Genomic DNA, 21,099 nt, shown 5'->3' with positions numbered 1-21,099 from the left:
TGGCCACGCGGGCTAATGAAGAAGATCTCTGGGGGAAAAGAGTGAACCAGGCGAAATCGGGCGTGACGCCGATGATGGCGCAGTTTCTCGAAATCAAGGCCGAATATCCGGACGCCCTGCTGTTCTACCGCATGGGCGATTTCTACGAGATGTTCTTCGACGATGCCGTCGAAGCGGCGGCGGCGCTCGACATCGCGCTCACCAAGCGCGGCAAGCACCTCGGTGAGGACATCCCCATGTGCGGCGTGCCGGTGCATTCGGCCGAAAGCTACTTCCTCACGCTGATCCGCAAGGGTTTCCGCGTGGCCGTCTGCGAGCAGTTGGAAGATCCGGCGGAAGCCAAGAAGCGCGGCTCCAAATCCGTGGTGAAACGGGGCGTGGTGCGGCTGGTGACACCCGGCACCCTGACGGAAGACACGCTGCTCGAAGCGCGTCGCCACAACTTCCTTGCCGCCTATGCCGAATTGCGCGGCGAAGGGGCGCTGGCCTGGGTGGACATCTCCACCGGAGCGTTTCACGCCATGCCCTGCCCGCGCGTGCGGCTGGGGCCCGAACTGGCGCGGCTGGCCCCGAAGGAAATCCTGCTGTCGGAGGGCGCGGAACAGGATCTGGCCGGAATCGTCTCTGAATCCGGTGCCGCCTGCACGCCGATGGCCCGCGCCGCCTTCGACAGCACCTCCGCCGAGACCCGCCTCACCGAGCTACTTGGCGTGAGTGCGCTCGATGCCTTCGGCCAGTTCGACCGGGCCGAGATCTCGGCCATGGGCGCGCTGGTGGAATACCTCGAGATTACCCAGAAAGGAAAACTGCCGCTGCTGCGCCCGCCCCGGCGGGAGTCGCTTGGCAGCGCCATGCAGATCGACACCGCCACGCGGCGCAATCTCGAACTGACACAGGCCTTGAGCGGCGGGCGCGAAGGCTCGCTGATCTCGGTGATCGATCGCACCGTGACCGCTGGCGGCGCCAGACTTCTGGAGCGCAGGCTTTCGGGCCCCTCCACCGATCTCGCCACGATCCATGCGCGCCTCGATGCCGTGTCCTACTGCACCGAGCACCCCGGTTTCCGTGAAACGCTGCGCGAGATCCTGCGCAAGGCGCCGGATATGGACCGCGCGCTCTCCCGCCTCGGACTCGACCGTGGCGGCCCGCGCGATCTGGCCGCCGTGCGCAACGGGCTGGCCCAGGCGCAGGCGCTATCGGAGCAACTGGCCGGGTTGGAACTGCCGGCGCTGCTGCGCCGGAACGCCGCCGCGCTCTCCGGCCACGATGCGCTGCTGGACCTGCTCGACCAGGCCCTCGTGGCCGAACCGCCCCTGCTGGCGCGCGACGGTGGCTTCATCGCGCCCGGCCATGACGCCGAGCTCGACGAGGCCCGCACCCTGCGCGACGAGGGCCGCGGTGTGATCGCCTCCATGCAAGCGCAATATGCCGAGCTTTCCGGCGTCTCCTCGCTGAAGATCAAGCACAACAACGTGCTGGGCTATTTCATCGAGACCACGGCCACCCATGCCGACAAGATGCTCTCCCCGCCCCTGTCGGAAACCTTCATCCACCGCCAGACCACAGCCAATGCCGTGCGCTTCACCACGGTGGACCTGTCGGAACTGGAAACCAAGATCCTGAACGCCGGACAACGCGCGCTGGAGATCGAGAAAAGGCTCTATGACAGCCTGAAAAGCGCCGTCTTGGCCGAGATCGGCACCATCGGCGCCACCTCCCAGGCCTTGGCGGAGTTCGATCTCAGCGCCGCGCTGGCCGATCTCGCCGCGCGAGAGGACTGGTGCCGGCCCGTTGTCGATGACAGCCGCGCCTTTCTCGTGGAACAAGGGCGGCACCCGGTGGTGGAAGCGGCCCTGCGGCGGCAGGGCGGCGCACCCTTCATCGCCAACGACTGCGACCTCTCCGACGGCAGCAAGCCGGCCGACATCTGGCTTCTGACCGGCCCGAACATGGCCGGTAAATCCACCTTCCTGCGGCAGAACGCACTTATCGCCCTGCTGGCGCAGATGGGCAGCTTCGTGCCCGCCCGCAGTGCCCGGATCGGCCTCGTCTCGCAGCTGTTTTCCCGCGTGGGTGCGGCGGACGATCTGGCCCGTGGCCGCTCCACCTTCATGGTGGAAATGGTGGAAACCGCGGCCATCCTGAACCAGGCGGATGACCGTGCCCTCGTGATCCTCGACGAGATCGGCCGCGGCACAGCCACGTATGACGGCCTGTCCATTGCCTGGGCGACGCTCGAACACCTGCACGACGTCAACCGCTCGCGCGCGCTCTTCGCCACTCACTACCACGAGATGACGGCGCTGGCCGGCACGCTTGAGGGCGTGGAAAACGCAACGGTGGCCGTGAAGGAGTGGGAAGGCGAGGTCATCTTCCTGCACGAGGTGCGGCGCGGTGCGGCCGACCGCTCCTACGGGGTGCAGGTGGCGCAGCTGGCGGGGCTTCCGCGCGCCGTGGTCGAACGCGCGCGCGCCGTGCTCGAAGCTTTGGAAAAAGGCGATCGGGAGAGCGGCGCGAAGCCCAAGGCGTTGATCGATGATCTGCCGCTGTTCTCGGCAGTGGCCGCAGCCCCCGCGCCCGCACCGAAACCCGAGGAGCTTTCGCCCGTCGAAGCGCGCCTGCGGGAAATCCTCCCCGACGAACTGACCCCACGCGAAGCGCTGGATCTGGTCTACGAGCTGAAATCCCTGCTGAAATGAAAAACCCCGGCACATGGCCGGGGTTTCAGTCTGGGTCTTTTTCCCTGAAAACAGGCTCGCTTTCGCCCGCCATGCAAGGGCGGAGGAAGCGGGAGATCAGGACTTCTGCGTGGAGGAAACCCCCACCTGCGCCGGGCGCAGGAGGCGTTCGTGGATCTGGAAGCCCACCGCCATGACCTGGATGATGTCGCCGGCCTGCGTGCCGGGAACCGGAGCCTCGAACATCGCCTGGTGATGCTTTGGATCGAACTTGTCGCCCACCTGGGGCTCGATCTTCTCGATGCCGTGCTTGGAGAAGATGTTCAGAAGCTCGCGCAGGGTCAGTTCCACGCCTTCGATCAGCGCCTTGTTGGCCTCACGGCTTTCTTCAGGCACCGCCGCGATGGCGCGGTTGAGGTTGTCGTAGACGGGCAGCATGTCGCGCGCCAGCTTGGAGCCGCCGTATTGCTCGGCCTCGCGCCGGTCGCGCTCGCTGCGCTTGCGGGAGTTTTCCGCCTCCGCCAGCACGCGCATCACGCGATCCTGCAACTCGTCCCGCTCCGCGCGCAGGGCGGCGAGCTCTTCGGGATCCGCCTTGCTCGCCGGCTTGCTCGGCTCTTCGGAGGCCTCTTCGGACATGATGTCGATCGGCTCTTCGCCATAGAGCTCTTCTTCGAGCGCTTCGATATCGTCCAGAAAATCGTCTTCTTTCTTCGGCTCAGCCATATCTCACCTATTGCCTCTGATCGGACAGCAGCCGGCCGACCAGTTGTGCCGTGTAATCCACGATCGGCACGATCCGTCCATAGTTCAGGCGCGTCGGGCCGATGACACCGACGGCACCCACAATCTTTCGATCCGCGTTCATATAGGGAGAAACCACCAGAGAGGAACCCGAAAGTGAAAAGAGTTTGTTCTCCGAGCCGATAAAAATGCGAACCCCCTCGCCTTCCTCGGCCAATTCGAGGAACTGGGCGATATCCCGCTTGCGTTCGAGATCGTCGAACAGGCTTCTGACACGCTCAAGATCCGCGGCTTCGGCGCTGTCCTGCAGAAGATTCGCGCGGCCCCGCACGATCAGGCGGGGGTTCGTATCCCCTTCGTTGTCCCATACGGCCATGCCGTTCTCGATCATGTCGCGGGCTAGGTCATCAAGCTCCTGCCGCCGCTGCCCGATCTCGGTGGCCACCGCACGGCGCAGTTCGCTCAGGGTGCGCCCCTCGGCGATGGCATTCAGGAAGTTCGCCGCCTCGCGCAGAGACGACGGCGTCTGACCAACGGGCGGGCGGAACACCCGGTTCTCGACGTGGCCATCGGCGAAGACGAGAACCACGAGCGCGCGATCCGGGGCAAGGGAAACGAATTCGATGTGGCGGATCGGCGCTTCGTGCTTGGGCGCCAACACGAGGCTCGCGCCGTGGGTGACGCCCGAAAGCGCCTGCCCGACGCGATCCAGCATCTCGCCCACGTCGGCCCCGGAACCGCCCATCGTCGTGTCGATCTTTTCGCGGTCGTCCTCCGTCAGGTTCTCGACCTCCAGAAGCCCGTCCACGAACAGGCGCAGGCCGGTTTCCGTCGGGATCCGGCCGGCCGAAACATGGGGCGCCTCCAGAAGCCCGAGATATTCCAGATCCTGCATCACGTTGCGCACCGTTGCCGCCGAGACCTTCTCGCTCAGCGTCCGGGACAACGTGCGCGAACCAACTGGGCCGCCGGTTTCAAGGTAGCCCTCCACGACGCGCCGGAACACTTCCCGGCTGCGGTCGTTCATCTCTTCGAAGATTTTGCTGCGTTCCGTCATCTGTATCCGCATTCCTGGGGCCCCTTCGGGCCGCACCATTAAAGAGCACACATCCGGAAGGTCAATCGGGCTTGCCTTCGGCCACACGCGGCGGGTATCTGGACCGCAACTCTTGCAGCAAGGAAAGCCCATGCGTCCGTCAGGCAGAAACGTAAGTGAAATGCGCCCGATTTCAATCGAAACCGGGGTCACGAAACACGCAGAAGGCTCCTGCCTGATCAAATGCGGCGACACGCACGTGCTCTGCACCGCCACGATCGACGAACGCGTGCCCCCCTTCCTGAAGAACTCGGGCCTCGGCTGGGTCACCGCCGAATACGGGATGCTGCCGCGCGCCACCAACACCCGGATGCGCCGCGAGGCCAAGAACGGCCAGTCCGGCCGCACCCAGGAGATCCAGCGCCTGATCGGCCGGAGTTTGCGCGCCGGCGTGGATCGCGTGGCCCTCGGCGAACGCCAGATCACCGTGGACTGCGACGTGATCCAGGCCGACGGCGGCACCCGCTGCGCCTCGATCACCGGCGGCTGGGTGGCGCTGAAACTGGCCGTCAACAAGCTGATGAAGGCCGGCGACGTGATCTCCGATCCCCTCATCGAGCCGGTGGCTGCCGTCTCCTGCGGCATCTACGGGGGCCAGGCGGTGCTTGATCTCGACTACCCGGAAGACAGCGAGGCCGGTGTGGACGGCAACTTCGTCATGCTGGGCAACGGCCAGCTCGTGGAGGCCCAGATGTCGGCCGAGGGCGCGACCTTCTCCCGCGCACAGATGGACGAGCTGATGGCGCTTGCGGAGAAAGGCGTTGCCGAACTCGTCGCCGCGCAGAAAGCGGCCGTGGGCGCATGAGCAGGAAGCTCACCGAGAAGAAGATCGTGCTTGCCTCGCACAACGCGGGCAAACTGCGTGAAATCGGCGCCCTGCTGGCCCCCTACGGCGTGGAGGTCGTCTCCGCCGGGGCGCTCGGCCTTGAGGAACCGGCCGAAACAGAGACGACTTTCGCCGGAAACGCGCGCATCAAGGCGCATTTCGCCGCCAAGGCCTCCGGTCTGCCCGCGCTGTCGGATGACAGTGGCCTCGAAGTCGATGCGCTTGACGGCGCGCCGGGCGTCTACACCGCCGATTGGGCCGAAACCCCCAATGGCCGGGATTTCCCCATGGCCATGGCCAAGGTGCAGGCGCTTCTCGACGAAAAAGAGGCCCCCACCCCGCGCACCGGCCGTTTTTGCTGCACCCTGTGCCTCGCCTGGCCCGACGGCCATGACGAAATCTTCGCCGGGACCGTGGAAGGGCAGCTCGTCTGGCCGATGCGCGGCGACAACGGCTTCGGCTTTGATCCCGTCTTTCTGCCCAACGGCGAGACCGAGACCTTCGGCGAGATGGATCCAGACAAGAAGCACGGCATGAGCCACCGCGCGGAGGCGTTCCGCAAGCTCGTAGCAGGCTGCTTTTGACGGAGGACTGGCAGAACGCCGGCTTCGGGCTCTACGTCCATTGGCCGTTTTGCCAGTCGCTTTGCCCCTACTGCGATTTCAACTCCTACGTGGCCGCCTCGATCGACCAGCGGCAATGGGAGGAGGCCTACGTCCGCGAGATCAAGCGCCTCGCCGCCGAAACCGGCCCGCGCGTGCTGAGCACTGTGTTCTTCGGCGGCGGCACTCCGAGCCTGATGGCGCCGGAGACCGTCCACGCGATCCTCGATGCCGTGCGCACCGCCTGGCCCATGGCCAATGACGCAGAGATCACGCTGGAAGCCAACCCCGGCTCCGTGGAAGCAGGGCGCTTCCGCGGCTATCGCGAAGCCGGGGTCAACCGGGTGTCGATGGGGGTGCAGGCGCTCAACGATGAAGATCTCAAACGGCTCGGACGGCTGCACGGCGTGGCGGAGGCGCGTGCGGCCTTCGATGTGGCCCGCAGCACCTTCGATCGCGTCAGCTTCGATCTGATCTACGCGCGCCAGCACCAGACGGTGGATCAATGGGCCGCCGAACTGCGCGAGGCGCTGTCGATGGCGATCGACCATCTTTCCCTCTACCAGCTCACCATCGAGCAGGGCACGGCCTTCGGGGATCGCTACGATGCCGGGCGCCTGCGCGGCCTGCCCCCTGAAGATGACGCCGCCGAGATGTATGAACGCACGCAGGAGATTTGCGCCGCAGCCGGTATGCCCGCCTATGAAATATCCAACCATGCGCGGCCCGGTGCGGAATCCCGGCACAACCTGCTCTACTGGCGCTACGGCGATTACGCCGGCATCGGCCCCGGCGCTCACGGGCGGCTCACGCTGAACGGCCGCCGCTTCGCCACGGAGACACACCTTCAACCCGGCAAGTGGCTGGACGCCCAACGCTCAACGGGCAGCGGGGAAAGCCTGAGAGAAGAGATTTCGCCAGCGGATCAAGCCGTCGAATACCTTCTTATGGGTCTGCGGATCAGTGAGGGGATCAGCCTGGAGCGTCTTCACGCGCTCGATCCGAACGCGTTAAATATAAACAAATACAATGACTTAATTTATTCCGGGTTGATCGAAGCCGCCGGAAGGCAGCTCCGCGTCACCGGCAAGGGGCGCCCGCTTCTCAATGCGATCCTGCGTGAACTGTTGAGCGAGGATTGAATGCGCTATCTCTGGCTTTGCCTTGGCATCATCGCGCTGGGACTGGGGGCCATCGGCATCCTTCTGCCACTTCTGCCCACGGTGCCCTTCCTGCTGCTGGCGGCCTTCTTCTTCGCGCGCTCCTCGGAACGGCTCCACAACTGGCTGATCGCACATCCCCGGTTCGGCCCACCCATCGAGGATTGGAATCGCTCCGGCGCCATCGGACGCGGCGCAAAGAAACTCGCCACCCTGTCGATCGGCGCGGCCTTCGGGCTTTCGCTTCTTCTCGGGGTGCGGCCCATGATCCTGATGATCCAGGCCGCAACCCTGCTTTGCGTGCTGCTGTTTATTTGGACGCGTCCGGAGAGCTGACCGAAAGAATCCGGCACAACTCGTCGAGCTGCTCGAGCGATTTGTAGGTGATCGACACTTTCCCGCTCTCTTTGCCGGCATCGTGATCCACCGAAACGCGCATTCGCAGAGTGGCCGAAAGATCGCCCTCAAGCGCAATCGTGTCAGCGTCCTTCTGAACTTTCGGCCCCTTCGGCCGCATCGGTTTCGCGCCGGCACCTTCCTGTTTGGCAAGCCGCTCGGTTTCCCGCACCGAGAGCCCCTTGGCGACAACGATCTTCGCGAGGGCGGACGGATCCTTGGTCGTGATCAGCGCGCGCGCATGCCCGGAGGTCAATTTACCCTCCCGCAGCAGATCCTGCACGTCGTCCGGCAGCGTCAACAGGCGCAGGAGGTTGGCAATGTGGGAGCGGCTTTTGGAAAGCGCTTCCGCCAGTTTTTCCTGCGTATGGCCGAACCGGTCCATCAACTGACGGTAGCCCGCAGCCTCCTCCACCGGGTTGAGATCGGCCCGCTGGATGTTCTCGATGATCGCGATTTCCAGGACTTCGGTATCGTCCAGATCCCGGATGAGCACCGGAACTTCGTGAAGCTGCGCCATCTGGGAGGCGCGCCACCTACGCTCACCGGCAACGATTTCATACATCCCCGCTTCCCGCGGATCCGGCCGCACGATCAGCGGTTGGATGACACCTTTTTCTCGAATGGATTCAGAGAGTTCCGCCAGCGCCTCGGGCGAAAAAGCCCGCCGCGGCTGATCCGGATTCGGGCGGATCTTTTCCACGGGCAGCCTGGAATCGGGCTTCGGCTTCGGCGTGTCCGCGGTCGGCGTCTCGTTGAGGTTCACATCCGCCATCAAGGCAGACAGCCCGCGGCCCAGCCCACGGCGTTCCGGTTTCTTTTCGGCCATCGTCAGCCTCCCCTATTCAGGCTTGTACGGAGTGAGAGCGGCGGTCGAGCTCTGCCGCCATGCTGCGGTAGGCTTCGCTGCCCTTGGAATTCGGATCGTATTCGAGCACCGGAAGCGCGAAAGACGGCGCTTCGCTCACCCGGACGTTGCGCGGGATCACCGTCTTGAACACGAGATCCCCGAGGTTTTCGCGTGCATCCAGTTCGACCTGGCGGGAGAGATTGTTCCGCCCGTCATACATCGTCATCACCACGCCTTCGATGCGCAGATCCGGATTGGCTGTCTGCCGCACCTCTCGAATGGTGAGCATCAGTTGCGACAGGCCTTCCAGCGCGAAGAATTCGCTCTGCAACGGCACCAGCACCGAATGCGCCGCCACCATCGCGTTCACCGTCAACAGGTTCAAAGACGGCGGGCAATCGATCAGGATGTAATCCAGCGCGAAAGCGTCGATCGCCGGCTGTCGCAGCGCATCACGCAGGAGAAACACCCTTTTTTCGTTTGAAAACAGCTCGATATCCGCGGAGCTCAGATCCGTGGTCGCTGGAATGATGCCGAGATTGCGCACCGCGGTATCGGCGATCACATCCCGAAGCTCGGCCTCGCCCACGATCAAGTCATAGGTCGTGAATTTCCGCTGGCTCGCCGCGATGCCGAGGCCTGTCGAAGCATTGCCCTGCGGATCGATGTCCACGATCAGAACGCGCTTGCCCCTTTCGGCGAGCGCCGCGGCCAGATTGATCGTCGTCGTCGTTTTTCCAACGCCGCCCTTCTGGTTGGTGACGGCAATGATCTTGGGCCCCGGGGGCCGGGTTGGATCAGACACGCTCGAGTCCTCCGATGGAAAGAACAACTGCTTTTCCATCAGTGATACTCGGGATCACATCCGCCGAGAAGTGCCATCGCGCCCGTGCCTCCTCGATTTCTTGTTGATAACTCTCCCCTTTCGGGAAAAGCGCACGCCCCGTGGGTTTCAGGTGACACTCAGCGAATTCGAACAGCTTGTCGAGCGACGCCAGCGCACGCGCGCTGAGCACATCCGCATTCTGAGGAGGCACGGATTCGATTCTTTTCGCTAGGACATCCACCTTTGCGCCGGTGTCCCGCGCCACGGTCCGCAGGAAGGCCGCCTTGCGTTGATCGCTTTCGATCAGGGTAAATCTGCACCCTCCCCGCTTTTCCGCGGCAAGAATCGCGCAGACCATCCCGGGAAATCCGCCGCCGGAGCCGATGTCCACCCAGTGATCGACGGTTTCGGGTGCCCGCGAGAACACCTGCACGGAGTCCACGATGTGGCGTTGCCACAGGTCGCCGAGCGTGGATTTTGCGACGAGATTTATGGCCGGGTTCCATTTTTTCAGGAGCGCGGCGTAGATTTCCAGACGCTCCATTGTTTCACGTGAAACATCGGCAAGGGCGTCAGGTTTGGATGTCATGCGGATTTCTGTTTTTGATGTTGGCGAATTTTGGCGAGGATCAGCGTCAGCGCGGCCGGGGTCATCCCATCGACACGCCCGGCCTGGCCGAGCGTCTGCGGGCGTACTTTTTCAAGCTTCATCTTCAACTCGTTGGAAAGCCCCTGCATGTTTTCGTAGGAGAAATCCGCCGGGATCACTTGGGCTTCGTCCCGCGCAAGCGCATCCACATCCTTCTGTTGGCGCGATATGTAGTTGGCGTATAGGGCATCACGCGCAATTTGTGCCCTCGTCTCGCCGTCGATGTCGGCAAAATCCGAAGAGAGCGCATCCAGAACATCAAAGCTCATTTCGGGAAGTGAAAGTGCTTCATAGGCCGTGCGACGCGGGCCGTCCGGATTGACCTTCACACCATGTTGGGCGAGCGCACGGGGCGTGACGGAGTAGGAACCGAGCGTAGCCTTGGCGCGCTCCAGCCGCTCCATCTTTTCCGCAAAGGCCGCTTTGCGCTCTTCACCGATGAGGCCGAGGCGCTCGCCGAGCGGTGTCAGGCGTTGGTCGGCATTGTCCGCCCGCAGAGAGAGCCGGAATTCCGCACGGGAGGTAAACATCCTGTAGGGTTCCGTCACGCCACGGGTTACCAGATCGTCAATCATCACGCCGATGTAGGACTCCATGCGCGAGAAGGTCACGCCCTCTTCTTCGCGTGCGCGGCGTGCTGCGTTCAAACCCGCCACTAGCCCCTGCGCTGCCGCCTCTTCATACCCGGTGGTTCCATTGATCTGCCCAGCCAGGAAAAGCCCGGGCACATCTTTCAGTTCCAGCGTCGGTTTCAGCGCACGAGGATCGACGTAGTCATATTCGATGGCGTAGCCCGGTTGCAGAATCTTTGCGTTCTCAAGCCCGAAGATCGAATGCACGTAGTCTTCCTGCACATCCTCGGGGAGCGAGGTCGAAATACCGTTCGGATAGACGGTGTGATCGTCCACGCCCTCGGGCTCCAAAAAGATCTGGTGCGAGGATTTCTCGGAGAAGCGCACGATCTTGTCTTCGATCGAAGGGCAATACCGCGGGCCAACGCCCTCGATATGCCCGCCATACATCGCCGAACGCTCCAGGTTGGCGCGGATGATTTCGTGGGTTTTCTCGTTGGTATGCGTGATCCCGCAGGAAATCTGCGGTGCGCTAACGGATTTGGACAGAAAGGAAAACAGCGTCGGTTCATCATCTCCGGGCTGGGATTCGAGAAGATCCCAGCGGATCGTCCGCCCGTCGAGACGGGGCGGCGTACCAGTTTTCAGGCGCCCAAGCGGGAGGCCGAAACCATCCATGCGCTCCGCAAGGCGCACGGAGGGTTTATCCCCCATCCGACCACCTGGGCGGGAGACGTCACCAATATGGATGACACCGCGCAGGAAAGTACCCGTCGTAAGTACGACGGATTTCGCCGCCAATGCGCTCCCGTCAGCCAAGAGCACGCCGGTCACGGCCTCCCCTTCCATCAGGAGATCGGCAACTTCACCTTCGATGATGTCGAGGTTCTGCTGAGCGGCAAGCTCGGCCTGCATGGAAAGGCGATAGATCTTCCGATCCGCCTGCGCCCTCGGGCCCTGAACGGCTGGCCCCTTACGCCGGTTGAGCAGGCGAAACTGGATGCCGGCCCTGTCTGCGACGCGGCCCATGACGCCATCCAACGCATCAACTTCCCGTACGAGATGCCCTTTGCCAAGCCCCCCGATAGCAGGGTTGCAGCTCATCACGCCAATCGTGTCTGCCCGCAGCGTTACCAGAGCGGTGCGTGCGCCGGTTCGTGCAGCCGCATGGGCTGCATCGGCGCCGGCGTGGCCACCGCCCACTACGATCACATCAAAGGTCGAATGTTTCACGTGAAACACTCCTTACTTACCAAGACAGAAACTGGCAAAGATCTCGTCGAGGATCTGCTCTACATCGACGCGCCCCACCAGGGAGTCCAAAGCCCGCACCGCCGTGCGCAGCTCTTCCGCGGCAAGCTCGGCGCGATCAGGCCCGTTCAATACTTCAATCCGCGCTGATTCTAAAGCCCGGATTCCCTGCTGGATCGCCTGCCGGTGCCTTGCACGGATCGCCGTCCCCGCCCCGGCGGCCCGCGCCTCCAGCGTTGCCGCCAGTTGGCGGACCAGATCACCGACCCCCTCCCCCGTTTTACCAGAGACCGCCGGCCCCTCCCAATCATGCGCATCCGCCTTGCCAAGAACGGAAATGTCGCCGGGTTGCGCTGGAATTCCAAGATCTTCGCCCGGATAGGACAGAAGAAAGACGCGGAGATCCGCGGCCTCGGCGCGGCTGCGCGCGCGCTCGATGCCCAGCCCTTCCACGAAATCCTCGGTGTCGCGAATGCCGGCCGTGTCCAGAACGGTGACAGGCAGCCCGCCCAGATCCATCCGGACTTCGATAACATCCCGCGTCGTGCCGGCCACCTCGGAGGTGATCGCCGCCTCCCGGCCCGCAAGCGCATTGAGCAAGGTGGATTTGCCCGCATTCGGGGCACCGACGATGGCCACCTCGAAGCCTTCCCGAATCCGCTCCGATATGACGGATCCCTCGGCCTCGCCGTGCAGTTCCGCCAAAGTGCCGTCGAGCAGATCGAGCACTTCCGGGCTAACGTCCACGGGCACTTCCTCATCGGCGAAATCGATTGTGGCCTCAAGGAGCGCCGCCGCGCGGATCAGCTTCCGCCGCCAACCCTCGGCCTTCTCTCCAAGTGCGCCGGACAGGACGCGAAAAGCCTGGCGCCTCTGGGCCTCGGTTTCCGCTTCGATCAGGTCGCTGAGCCCCTCGACCTGCGCGAGATCGAGCCGCTCGTTCTCAAGCGCGCGGCGGGTGAACTCTCCGGGCTCAGCAAGGCGCACGCCCTCGCACCGCGAAAGCTCGTCCAGAACGCTGGAAACGACGGCCAGGCTTCCGTGCAACTGAAACTCGACCACAGGTTCACCGGTGAAGCTGTGCCCTTCTTCGAAACACAGCACCAGCGCCTCGTCCAACGGCGCGCCATCGGAGCCCCTCAAAACGCGCAAACCCGCGCGACGCGCGGGTGGCAGGGAACCAGCAAGGCTGGCCGAAGCTTCGAAGGCTTTCTCGCCCGAGATCCGGATGACGCTGACGCCAGCCTTCCCCCGGGCCGAAGCCAGGGCATATATAGTTTCCATTACATATCAACCACTTACGTGATCATCACGCATTCATGGAGTCGAAGAACTCTTCGTTCGTCTTGGTCTGTTTCAGCTTCGAAAGCAGGAATTCGATCGCATCCGTCGTGCCCATCGGGTTCAGGATACGGCGCAGCACGAACATCTTCTGAAGATCCTTCGGATCAACAAGCAGATCCTCTTTCCGGGTGCCGGACTTGAGAATGTCGATCGCCGGGAAGACGCGTTTGTCCGCCACCTTGCGATCCAGCACGATCTCGCTGTTGCCGGTGCCCTTGAACTCTTCGAAGATCACCTCGTCCATCCGCGAACCGGTATCGATCAGCGCGGTGGAAATGATGGTGAGCGAACCGCCCTCCTCGATGTTCCGCGCCGCCCCGAAGAAGCGCTTGGGCCGTTGCAGGGCGTTGGCGTCCACACCACCCGTCAGCACCTTGCCGGAGGACGGCACCACGGTGTTGAAGGCACGGCCCAGGCGGGTGATGGAGTCGAGCAGGATCACCACGTCGCGCTTGTGCTCGACGAGGCGCTTGGCCTTCTCGATGACCATTTCCGAGACCGCCACGTGGCGCGTCGCCGGCTCGTCGAAGGTAGAGGAGATCACCTCGCCCTTCACGGAGCGCTGCATGTCCGTCACCTCTTCCGGGCGCTCGTCGATCAGCAGAACGATCAGGTAGCACTCGGGGTGGTTCTTCTCGATGCTGGTGGCGATGTTCTGCAGCAGAACCGTCTTACCGGTGCGCGGCGGTGCCACGATGAGCGAACGCTGCCCCTTCCCGATCGGCGCGACCAGATCAATGATGCGGGCCGAGCGATCCTTGATGGTGGGATCCTCGATCTCCATCTTCAGGCGCTCGTCCGGATAGAGCGGCGTGAGGTTGTCGAAAGCCACCTTGTGGCGCGCCTTTTCGGGATCCTCGAAGTTGATCTTGGTGACGCTCGTCATCCCGAAGTAGCGCTCGTTCTCACCGGGAGCGCGGATGGCACCTTCCACGGTGTCACCGGTGCGCAGCGAATACTGGCGGATCATCTCCGGCGAAACATAGATGTCATCGGGGCCGGGCAGGTAGTTCGCCTCCGGGGACCGCAGGAAGCCGAAGCCGTCCTGGAGAACCTCCAGCACGCCTTCACCGGCAATCTCCCACCCTTCTTCGGCGCGCTCCTTCAGGATCGAGAACATCATCTCGCCCTTGCGCATGGTCGAGGCGTTTTCGATCTCCAGTTCCTCGGCCATCGCCAGGAGGTCTTTCGGGCTTTTCGCCTTCAGGTCGGAAAGGTTCAGTCGGTTTTCGCTCATGGGAAGTCCTGCACCGGCCAGGAATATGGCGCGCGGTTTCTGGATTGGAATCGGAAAGTGCATAGGCCGGACGGCCAAGCGTCGGATCCTACTTAGGGGCCGCGCCAAGAGGAGTCAACATTGGCTTAGAACGGGCGGGCGATCACCGAAACGACAATGACGATGAGCAACAAGGTCGGAAGCTCGTTCATCATGCGGTAGGTGCGCCCGCTGCGCGTGTTCTCGCCCCGCACGAATTCCTTCCGGCGCTTCCCGAGCCAGTGATGAAACCATGTCATGGCCAGAATGGCTGCGGCCTTCGTGTAGGGCCAGACGGCGGTCCAATCCACGATGCCCGGCGTGAAGGCAAGCATGAGCCCGAAGATCCAGGTCGCGATCATGGCCGGGTTCATGATCGCACGCAGGAGGCGCACTTCCATCGTCTGGAACAGCTCGTCCGTTTCGCTGCCGGTTTCGATGCGCTCGGCGTGATAGACGAAAAGCCTCGGAAGATAGAACAGGCCGGCCATCCACGCGATCACGGAGATCACGTGGAGCACTTTCGTCCAGGGATAGAAGTCCGCAAGCAAGCTTGTCATGGCGATGTTCCTTCGGGTGATCCTCCGGCCCCTCTTATTAATAAATATTATAAGAAAAAAGGATGATGATTTTGTAGGGAGACAAGAATCGGTGGATTAAATCTTATCCCTCGATTCAACCCCCGTGGAAGGCTCATGTGGGAAACTTTGGGGAAGGCCGCTGGATTTTCTTGGATAGTCCAGAAAGTAAAACAAAAACAGAGGCTTGTCGGCGGGTCGCGGCTGGGAAAACTTGGTGGAAAACCCTGTTCAAAGGTTTTCGCTTGACGATTCCCCCACAGAAGCGGGTTTTCCTTTTCCACCCTGTAGAAAACCCGCAAGCCCGTTGACAAACATCGCGCCTCCGGGGGATGACCCGGCGAACCGGGAAAATGTTCCAAAATGTGCAAATTTTCTCCGGCCGGTTTTCAGCGGAGTTATCCACATGTCCGAACCCATCGTTCTCGCGTCCGGCTCTTCGATACGGCGGAAGTTGCTGGAGAACGCGGGCCTCAGCGTCAGCGTGGCCCCCGCCCGCATCGACGAGTCCGCGATCAAGGCGGCGCTACTGGCCGAAGGCGCCAAGCCGCGCGACGTTGCCGACACGCTCGCCGAGTACAAGGCGCGCAAGGTGGCCCAGAAAGCGCCGGGCGCACTGGTGATCGGTTGCGACCAGGTGCTGGATGCAGGCGGAACGCTTCTGTCCAAGCCGGCGAGCCCGGACGACTGCAAGGCACAGCTGCGCAGCCTGCGTGGCAAGCGGCACAAACTGCTCTCGGCGGCGGTGATCTACGAAGGGGATAGGCCGGTCTGGCGGCATGTCGGCGAAGTGCGGCTCCACATGCGCGACTTCTCGGACACATATCTCGAAGACTATGTTGCCCGGAACTGGGAGTCTGTGCGCGAAAGCGTCGGCGGATATAAGCTCGAAGAAGAGGGGGCGCGGCTGTTCACGCGGATCGAAGGAGATTACTTCACGGTCCTGGGGCTGCCGCTGCTGGAGCTGCTGAACTACCTGACACTGCGGGGGACACTGCCGAAATGAGTGAAGACGCGATTCCACTGGCCGGGGTGATCGGTCACCCCATCGCGCACAGCCGATCGCCGGCGCTTCATGGCCACTGGCTGCGGCGCTACGGGATCGATGGCCACTACATCCCGATGGACGTGAACCGCGAGCATCTGGAAACCGTTCTGCAAACTCTGCCCAAGATGGGCTTCGTGGGGGTGAACGTCACCATTCCCCACAAGGAGCGGGCGCTGGCGCTCGCCGACGTGGTGACGGACAGGGCCGCCCTGATCGGCGCGTCCAACACGCTGATTTTCCGCAAGGACGGCAAGCTGCTGGCCGACAACACCGATGGCTACGGGTTCATCGAAAACCTGAAACAGGGCGCGCCCAATTGGCGCGGTCCCGATGGGCCGGCCATCGTTCTTGGCGCCGGCGGGGCGTCGCGCGCCGTTCTGTCCGCCCTGATCGAGGCGGGCGTGCCCGAGATCTTCCTGGCCAACCGCACGAAGGCGCGTGCGGAGGCGCTGAAGGATGAATTCGGCGCCAAGGTGAAGGTGATCGACTGGGTGCAAGTGAGCAATGTGCTCCCCGATGCGGCCCTGCTTGCAAACACCACCTCGCTCGGGATGACCGGCGCGGCCGAGATGCGCCTGCCCCTCGACAACCTCACATCGAAAACCGTGGTGACGGACATCGTCTACACGCCGCTGCGCACGCCACTGCTCGATGCCGCCGAAATGGCGGGCTGCACCACCGTGGACGGCCTTGGCATGCTGCTGCACCAGGCGGCACCGGGGTTCGAGCGGTGGTTCGGCCAGCGCCCGGACGTGGACGACGCCCTGCGCGCGGCGGTGCTCGCCGCATGACGCGGCCCTTCCTGATCGGGCTCACGGGCTCCATTGGCATGGGCAAATCCACGACGGCCGAGATGTTCGCCGAGGAGGGCGCGGCCGTGTGGGATGCGGATGCCGCCGTTCACCGGCTCTATGCCCGAGGCGGTGCGGCGGTTGCGCCGATGCAACGCAGATTTCCCGGCGCTGTGAACGAGGCTGGGGTGGATCGCGGCGCCCTGAAGGAACTGATCGCCGAGGATCCATCCGTTCTGAAGCAGATCGAGGCGATCGTGCACCCGCTCGTCGCCGCCGATCGCGCCGCCTTCATCGCGGCGCGCCCGGCCGATGTTCTGGTTCTGGACATTCCGCTGCTCTTCGAGACGGGGAGCGCCGATCAATTCGATCTCGTCGCCGTCGTCTCCGCCCCGCCGGAGCTTCAACGCGCCCGTGTGCTGGCCCGGCCCGGAATGACCGCCGCGCAATTCGAAACGATCCTTGCAAAACAGCTGCCGGACGCGGAGAAACGGGCGCGGGCGGATGTCGTCATCCCGACGGAGACGCTCGAAGGCGCACGGAAGGTGGTGCGCGAGATCATGGCGCAGGCAAGAGGAGAAGCGGAAGATGCGTGAAGTCGTCCTCGATACCGAAACCACCGGTTTCGATCCGGAAAGCGGCGACAGGATCGTCGAGATCGGTGCCGTCGAGCTTTGGAACCACGTTGCCACCGGCAAGACGTATCACGTCTACATCAACCCGCAGCGTTCGATGCCGCAGGAGGCGTTCGAGGTTCATGGGCTGGGAGACGAGTTTCTCGCCGACAAGCCCCTGTTCAAGGACATCGCGCAATCCTTCGTGGATTTCGTGCAGGATTCGCCGCTGGTGATCCACAACGCAAGTTTCGACATGAAGTTCCTGAACGCGGAGCTGAAGTGGGATGGCCGCCCGCCTCTGCCGATGGATCAGGCAATCGATACGCTTCTCATCGCGCGCAAGAAATTTCCCGGCTCGCCGGCCTCTCTCGATGCGCTTTGCCGGCGCTTCGGGATCGACAACTCCTCGCGGACGCTGCACGGCGCCCTGCTCGACTCCGAGATTCTCGCGGAGGTCTATCTTGAGCTGATCGGCGGGCGGCAACCGGATTTCGGCCTGTCGGCCGCACCCGGCGAGGATGCCGGCGGTGACACCGGCGGCTCTTCGTGGCGGCCCGGAAAACGGCCGACGCCCCTGCCCTCGCGCATCACGCCCGAGGAAGCCGAGGCCCATGCAGCCTTCATCGCCAAGATGGGGGATGATGCGCTCTGGAAGAAGCTGGGCTGAGGCCGCCCCTGAAACGCAGCCCCTGAAACGCGAAGCGCCCACCGGGATCCGGCGGGCGCTTTTTCTTCGAGCAAGGGGCGCGGGAAAAACCCGCCGCCTCAGTTTGCCGGCGTTTCTTCCTCGCTGGCCTTCTTGGCCGCGGCCGCGCGCAGGGCGAGGTTCTGGCGATAGATGGCCACGAAATCGATGTTCTCAAGGTTCAGCGGCGGGAAGCCACCGTCTCGGGTGACATCGCCCACGATGCGGCGGATGTAGGGGAACAGCATCCGCGGGCATTCGATGAGAAGATAGGGGTGCAGCTGGTCTTCCGGCACGTTCTCGACGTGGAAGATGCCGGCGTATTCAAGCTCGAGCAGGAAGAGCGCTTCGCCGCCTTCCTTGTTCTGCGCGGCGATGTTGAACTTGGTCAGAACCTCGTATTGGTTTTCCGCCGAGCGCTTCTTGGCGTCGAGGTTGACGTTCACTTTGACGTCCGGCTGCGGCGTGCCCTGGACGCCGCGCTGCGCGAGCGCGTTCTCGAAGGACATGTCGCGGATGTATTGCGCCAGAACCTGCATCTTCACCGGTTCGGGTTGTGCAGGGGCTTTGGTGCCGTTCTCGGCCATTACTCACTCTCCCATTGGGTAAAATCCGTTACGTGCGGTGTATCACCCTGTTGGGGAAGCCTCAATGCTTGGTCCAGCCCGAGGGGCGATGCGTGGGCTTCTTCACGAGGTATTCGTCACCGGGCTCGTAGCTGTCCGGCTCCGTGATGGGCGGCTCCGGTTCGTTGACGGCGTGAAACTCGCCGTCGATCACCGAGCTGTCGCCTTCGTAGGTGTGCATCCCCGACATCGAGAAATTCTGAACCACGACCCGCGCCCGCAGGTAGCGGTAGGCGGCGGCGCGGAACGGCGGGAACAGCAGCAGGAAGCCGACGGCATCGGTGAAGAAACCGGGAGTGAGCAGCAGAACGCCGGCGATCAGGATCATCGCGCCATGGGCGAGCGGCTCCGTCGGGTCGCGCATCTCGGAGAAACTGTTGCGCATGTCGTTCATCGCCATCCGCCCCTGCGAGCGCACGAGGTGGGTTCCCAGCACCGCGGTGACGACGACGATCAGAAGGGTCGGCCAGAGGCCGATGAACCCGCCCACCTGGATGAACAGGGCGATTTCGATCAGCGGGACGGTGAGGAATGCGATGAACAGCCACATGGTGGGCCTTCTCCTTGATCTTGCGCGCGGTAGACTTGACCGCGCCCCTGACTTACATATGTCCGGAACGCGACGGTTACTACAGTTTTACTCAGAAAGAGGCCCCGGATGAGCTCTTCCGCAATTCAACTTCTGGTTCTCGCGGGGATCGCTATCTTCTTGATTCTCAAGCTGAGAAACGTGCTCGGGACGCGAGAGGGCTTCGAGAAGCCGCCCGCGCCGGTCGGCGACAAATCGCCGGCCTCCAGTCGCAGCCGCGCGAACCTCGAAGTGATCGAAGGTGGCCCCGACGAAGATATCACCGATCACGTTGACGAGAGCAGCCCGGCCGCGAAAGCCCTGGCCGCGATGAAACGCCATGATCCCTCTTTCAACGTCGGCGGGTTCCTGCAGGGCGCCCGTGGCGCCTACGAGATGATCCTCATGGCCTTCGAGAACGGCGAGCTCGAGCCCATCGTTCCCTTCGTTTCCAAGGACGTGTTCGACAGCCTCTCCGAGGTGGTGGATCAGCGCGAGGCGCAGGGCCTGACGATCGAGGCCAACTTCGTGGGCGTGCGTGAAGTGACGCTGGTGGCCGCCGAGTTCGACGAAACCACCCGCATCGGCGAGGTGACGGTCAAGTTCGTCGGCGAGCTGACCAGCGTGGTGAAGAACGCCGCTGGCGAGGTGATCGAGGGCAACCCCAATGAAATCAAGCGCCAGAAGGACGTCTGGACCTTTGCGCGCGAAATGGGCTCTGACGATCCCAACTGGCAGCTTGTCGCCACGGGCGAATGAAGCGTGCACTGCGGGCGGCGTCCTTGTTGGCGGCGCTCGCCATGACGCCACTCGTTCAGGCCGAAGGCGTGGATTACACGCTGCTGTCTTTCGAGGATCTCCACGGCTGGGCCGAGGACGATCACGAGCAGGCGCTTGAAGCCTTTCTCGAAACCTGCGGCGATCTGAAAGATCCCGCCTGGGCACCGCTCTGCGAGGTCGCCCGTACGCGGCCCGGCGCGCGCAGTTTCTTCGAGCTGTTCTTCCGCCCGGTGATGATGCGGGACGGAAACCCACCGCTCTTCACCGGATATTTCGAACCCGAACTGGACGGATCTCTCACCCCGTCCGATCGCTTTCGCTACCCGCTCTACCGCACGCCCCCCGAGGCGCGCGCTGGCCCCTTCGTGAGCCGCCGCGAGATCGAGGAGCAGCAGCTGCTTGCGGGCCGCGGGCTGGAAATCGCTTGGGTGGACGACCCGGTGGAGCTGTTCTTCCTCCAGATCCAGGGCTCGGGGCGGATCCGGCTGCCGGACGGTCAGGTCCTGCGTGTGGGGTATGGCGGCAACAACGGGCATTCCTACCGCTCCATCGGGCAGGAGCTCGTGCGGCGCGGCATCTACGGGGCGCACCAGGTTTCGGCACAGGTCATCCGCAACTGGGTGCGCCGCAATCCCGCGCTGGGGCGGGAGCTGCTCTGGCACAATCCTTCCTACGTATTCTTTCGGAAGATCCGCAACGTCTCGGCCGAAAAGGGGCCGCTCGGGGCCATGAACCGCTCGATCACGAGCGGCCGCACCGTCGCCGTGGATCCGGCCTTCACGCCCCTCGGCGCCCCTGTCTGGGTGGAGAAGGCGGGGCGCGATCCCTTCAACCGCCTCATGATCGCGCAGGATACCGGATCGGCCATCAAGGGCGCGCAACGGGCGGACATCTTCTATGGCACCGGCGACGAGGCCGGGCGCATTGCCGGCCAGGTGAAGGATCCGGGTCGCATGGTGGTGCTGCTGCCGATCCAGACGGCTTTCGAACTGGTGCCGGAGGGCGAGGGATGAAGCGACGGCCCCGCCATGTCTCGCAGGAGGAAAAGGCGCTTTGGCGCGAGGTGACGAAGCACGACACCCCGCTTCACCCGCCGCGCCCCGCACCCGCCGCGGCGGAGCCCGCCGCGGCGCCGAAACCCGCACCGAAGCCGGCAA

22 protein-coding genes are annotated in these 21,099 nt (G+C 63.5%); 11 read left to right on the top strand and 11 right to left on the bottom strand.

The features are described from left to right. The first annotated feature begins 71 nt into the window (after window positions 1-71). Window positions 72-2,699 (top strand): DNA mismatch repair protein MutS, encoded by a 2,628-nt coding sequence (gene mutS / locus PSA7680_RS05160; protein WP_085867665.1) that lies wholly within the window; start codon window positions 72-74, stop codon window positions 2,697-2,699. 96 nt (window positions 2,700-2,795) lie between these two features. Here mutS and PSA7680_RS05155 read toward each other — a convergent pair whose 3' ends face one another. Then, window positions 2,796-3,404 (bottom strand): nucleotide exchange factor GrpE, encoded by a 609-nt coding sequence (locus PSA7680_RS05155; protein WP_085867598.1) that lies wholly within the window; start codon window positions 3,402-3,404, stop codon window positions 2,796-2,798. Window positions 3,405-3,411: 7 nt separating this feature from the next. Then, on the bottom strand, window positions 3,412-4,479 hold the full coding sequence (gene hrcA / locus PSA7680_RS05150; protein WP_085867597.1) for a heat-inducible transcriptional repressor HrcA: 1,068 nt from the start codon (window positions 4,477-4,479) through the stop codon (window positions 3,412-3,414). Between the two features lie 130 nt (window positions 4,480-4,609). Here hrcA and rph point away from each other — a divergent pair, with 130 nt between their 5' ends. Genes rph through PSA7680_RS05130 form a run of 4 tightly spaced genes read left to right on the top strand, consistent with a single transcriptional unit; the run spans window position 4,610 to window position 7,442 of the window. After that, on the top strand, window positions 4,610-5,323 hold the full coding sequence (rph, locus tag PSA7680_RS05145) for a ribonuclease PH (protein WP_085867596.1): 714 nt from the start codon (window positions 4,610-4,612) through the stop codon (window positions 5,321-5,323). After that, entirely contained in the window at window positions 5,320-5,928 is a 609-nt protein-coding gene (gene rdgB / locus PSA7680_RS05140; RefSeq protein ID WP_085867595.1) for an RdgB/HAM1 family non-canonical purine NTP pyrophosphatase, read from the top strand. Before rph ends, rdgB begins: the two co-directional genes overlap by 4 nt. Beyond that, window positions 5,925-7,088: a radical SAM family heme chaperone HemW gene (hemW, locus tag PSA7680_RS05135; RefSeq protein WP_085867594.1), complete on the top strand. Its 1,164-nt coding sequence runs from the start codon at window positions 5,925-5,927 to the stop codon at window positions 7,086-7,088. Before rdgB ends, hemW begins: the two co-directional genes overlap by 4 nt. Beyond that, window positions 7,089-7,442: a YbaN family protein gene (locus PSA7680_RS05130; RefSeq protein WP_085867593.1), complete on the top strand. Its 354-nt coding sequence runs from the start codon at window positions 7,089-7,091 to the stop codon at window positions 7,440-7,442. Here PSA7680_RS05130 and PSA7680_RS05125 read toward each other — a convergent pair. The 7 genes from PSA7680_RS05125 to hemJ form a co-directional block, all read right to left on the bottom strand. Then, window positions 7,417-8,331, bottom strand: coding sequence for a ParB/RepB/Spo0J family partition protein (locus tag PSA7680_RS05125; protein WP_085867592.1), 915 nt, complete (start codon window positions 8,329-8,331; stop codon window positions 7,417-7,419). The two genes, PSA7680_RS05130 and PSA7680_RS05125, sit on opposite strands and share 26 nt — an antisense overlap. Window positions 8,332-8,347: 16 nt before the next feature. After that, window positions 8,348-9,157 carry a ParA family protein gene (locus tag PSA7680_RS05120; protein ID WP_085867591.1) on the bottom strand — a complete coding sequence of 270 codons (810 nt, stop codon included), beginning with the start codon at window positions 9,155-9,157 and terminating at the stop codon, window positions 8,348-8,350. Beyond that, window positions 9,150-9,767, bottom strand: coding sequence for a 16S rRNA (guanine(527)-N(7))-methyltransferase RsmG (rsmG, locus tag PSA7680_RS05115; RefSeq protein WP_085867590.1), 618 nt, complete (start codon window positions 9,765-9,767; stop codon window positions 9,150-9,152). The genes PSA7680_RS05120 and rsmG overlap by 8 nt, the downstream gene beginning before the upstream one ends. Beyond that, on the bottom strand, window positions 9,764-11,632 hold the full coding sequence (mnmG, locus tag PSA7680_RS05110) for a tRNA uridine-5-carboxymethylaminomethyl(34) synthesis enzyme MnmG (protein ID WP_085867664.1): 1,869 nt from the start codon (window positions 11,630-11,632) through the stop codon (window positions 9,764-9,766). The genes rsmG and mnmG overlap by 4 nt, the downstream gene beginning before the upstream one ends. Before the next feature lie 12 nt (window positions 11,633-11,644). Continuing rightward, window positions 11,645-12,934 carry a tRNA uridine-5-carboxymethylaminomethyl(34) synthesis GTPase MnmE gene (gene mnmE / locus PSA7680_RS05105; protein WP_085867589.1) on the bottom strand — a complete coding sequence of 430 codons (1,290 nt, stop codon included), beginning with the start codon at window positions 12,932-12,934 and terminating at the stop codon, window positions 11,645-11,647. 25 nt (window positions 12,935-12,959) lie between these two features. Continuing rightward, entirely contained in the window at window positions 12,960-14,231 is a 1,272-nt protein-coding gene (gene rho, locus PSA7680_RS05100; RefSeq protein WP_085867588.1) for a transcription termination factor Rho, read from the bottom strand. A 125-nt stretch (window positions 14,232-14,356) separates the two neighbouring features. Then, the gene (gene hemJ / locus PSA7680_RS05095; protein WP_085867587.1) at window positions 14,357-14,809 is read right to left on the bottom strand and encodes a protoporphyrinogen oxidase HemJ; all 453 of its coding nucleotides are present in this window, start codon (window positions 14,807-14,809) and stop codon (window positions 14,357-14,359) included. A gap of 424 nt (window positions 14,810-15,233) precedes the next feature. Between hemJ and PSA7680_RS05090 the strand changes: the two genes are divergently transcribed. From PSA7680_RS05090 to dnaQ, 4 genes are read left to right on the top strand one after another with little or no spacing between them, the layout of a single operon-like run. Continuing rightward, window positions 15,234-15,833 carry a Maf family protein gene (locus PSA7680_RS05090; RefSeq protein WP_085867586.1) on the top strand — a complete coding sequence of 200 codons (600 nt, stop codon included), beginning with the start codon at window positions 15,234-15,236 and terminating at the stop codon, window positions 15,831-15,833. Beyond that, a complete protein-coding gene (locus tag PSA7680_RS05085) occupies window positions 15,830-16,666 on the top strand; it encodes a shikimate dehydrogenase (protein ID WP_085867585.1) in 837 nt (278 codons plus the stop codon). The genes PSA7680_RS05090 and PSA7680_RS05085 overlap by 4 nt, the downstream gene beginning before the upstream one ends. Further along, entirely contained in the window at window positions 16,663-17,262 is a 600-nt protein-coding gene (coaE, locus tag PSA7680_RS05080) for a dephospho-CoA kinase (RefSeq protein WP_085867584.1), read from the top strand. The genes PSA7680_RS05085 and coaE overlap by 4 nt, the downstream gene beginning before the upstream one ends. Continuing rightward, entirely contained in the window at window positions 17,255-17,950 is a 696-nt protein-coding gene (dnaQ, locus tag PSA7680_RS05075; protein WP_085867583.1) for a DNA polymerase III subunit epsilon, read from the top strand. The genes coaE and dnaQ overlap by 8 nt, the downstream gene beginning before the upstream one ends. 98 nt (window positions 17,951-18,048) lie before the next feature. Here dnaQ and secB read toward each other — a convergent pair whose 3' ends face one another. After that, a complete protein-coding gene (secB, locus tag PSA7680_RS05070; RefSeq protein WP_085867582.1) occupies window positions 18,049-18,555 on the bottom strand; it encodes a protein-export chaperone SecB in 507 nt (168 codons plus the stop codon). Window positions 18,556-18,616: 61 nt separating this feature from the next. After that, entirely contained in the window at window positions 18,617-19,144 is a 528-nt protein-coding gene (locus PSA7680_RS05065) for an FxsA family protein (protein ID WP_085867581.1), read from the bottom strand. 108 nt (window positions 19,145-19,252) lie between these two features. Between PSA7680_RS05065 and PSA7680_RS05060 the strand changes: the two genes are divergently transcribed. Further along, window positions 19,253-19,921 carry a Tim44/TimA family putative adaptor protein gene (locus tag PSA7680_RS05060; protein ID WP_085867580.1) on the top strand — a complete coding sequence of 223 codons (669 nt, stop codon included), beginning with the start codon at window positions 19,253-19,255 and terminating at the stop codon, window positions 19,919-19,921. Further along, window positions 19,918-20,955: a murein transglycosylase A gene (mltA, locus tag PSA7680_RS05055; RefSeq protein WP_085867579.1), complete on the top strand. Its 1,038-nt coding sequence runs from the start codon at window positions 19,918-19,920 to the stop codon at window positions 20,953-20,955. The genes PSA7680_RS05060 and mltA overlap by 4 nt, the downstream gene beginning before the upstream one ends. Window positions 20,956-21,099: the final 144 nt, after the last annotated feature.

Source organism: Pseudoruegeria aquimaris, assembly GCF_900172235.1.
Taxonomy (GTDB): domain Bacteria; phylum Pseudomonadota; class Alphaproteobacteria; order Rhodobacterales; family Rhodobacteraceae; genus Pseudoruegeria; species Pseudoruegeria aquimaris.
The sequence above is the reverse complement of the archived record's forward strand: the minus strand, read 5'-3'. Positions and strand labels throughout refer to the sequence as shown.

Coding starts and splice junctions, on each gene's coding strand:
- PSA7680_RS05065 (WP_085867581.1), bottom strand. CDS start 19,144: ATGTGGCTGTTCATCGCATTCCTCACCGTCCCGCTGATCGAAATCGCC.
- rho (WP_085867588.1), bottom strand. CDS start 14,231: ATGAGCGAAAACCGACTGAACCTTTCCGACCTGAAGGCGAAAAGCCCG.
- mnmE (WP_085867589.1), bottom strand. CDS start 12,934: ATGGAAACTATATATGCCCTGGCTTCGGCCCGGGGGAAGGCTGGCGTC.
- rdgB (WP_085867595.1), top strand. CDS start 5,320: ATGAGCAGGAAGCTCACCGAGAAGAAGATCGTGCTTGCCTCGCACAAC.
- PSA7680_RS05090 (WP_085867586.1), top strand. CDS start 15,234: ATGTCCGAACCCATCGTTCTCGCGTCCGGCTCTTCGATACGGCGGAAG.
- rph (WP_085867596.1), top strand. CDS start 4,610: ATGCGTCCGTCAGGCAGAAACGTAAGTGAAATGCGCCCGATTTCAATC.
- PSA7680_RS05130 (WP_085867593.1), top strand. CDS start 7,089: ATGCGCTATCTCTGGCTTTGCCTTGGCATCATCGCGCTGGGACTGGGG.
- PSA7680_RS05125 (WP_085867592.1), bottom strand. CDS start 8,331: ATGGCCGAAAAGAAACCGGAACGCCGTGGGCTGGGCCGCGGGCTGTCT.
- hrcA (WP_085867597.1), bottom strand. CDS start 4,479: ATGACGGAACGCAGCAAAATCTTCGAAGAGATGAACGACCGCAGCCGG.
- mltA (WP_085867579.1), top strand. CDS start 19,918: ATGAAGCGTGCACTGCGGGCGGCGTCCTTGTTGGCGGCGCTCGCCATG.
- hemJ (WP_085867587.1), bottom strand. CDS start 14,809: ATGACAAGCTTGCTTGCGGACTTCTATCCCTGGACGAAAGTGCTCCAC.
- mutS (WP_085867665.1), top strand. CDS start 72: ATGATGGCGCAGTTTCTCGAAATCAAGGCCGAATATCCGGACGCCCTG.
- PSA7680_RS05060 (WP_085867580.1), top strand. CDS start 19,253: ATGAGCTCTTCCGCAATTCAACTTCTGGTTCTCGCGGGGATCGCTATC.
- dnaQ (WP_085867583.1), top strand. CDS start 17,255: ATGCGTGAAGTCGTCCTCGATACCGAAACCACCGGTTTCGATCCGGAA.
- PSA7680_RS05085 (WP_085867585.1), top strand. CDS start 15,830: ATGAGTGAAGACGCGATTCCACTGGCCGGGGTGATCGGTCACCCCATC.
- PSA7680_RS05155 (WP_085867598.1), bottom strand. CDS start 3,404: ATGGCTGAGCCGAAGAAAGAAGACGATTTTCTGGACGATATCGAAGCG.
- secB (WP_085867582.1), bottom strand. CDS start 18,555: ATGGCCGAGAACGGCACCAAAGCCCCTGCACAACCCGAACCGGTGAAG.
- coaE (WP_085867584.1), top strand. CDS start 16,663: ATGACGCGGCCCTTCCTGATCGGGCTCACGGGCTCCATTGGCATGGGC.
- rsmG (WP_085867590.1), bottom strand. CDS start 9,767: ATGACATCCAAACCTGACGCCCTTGCCGATGTTTCACGTGAAACAATG.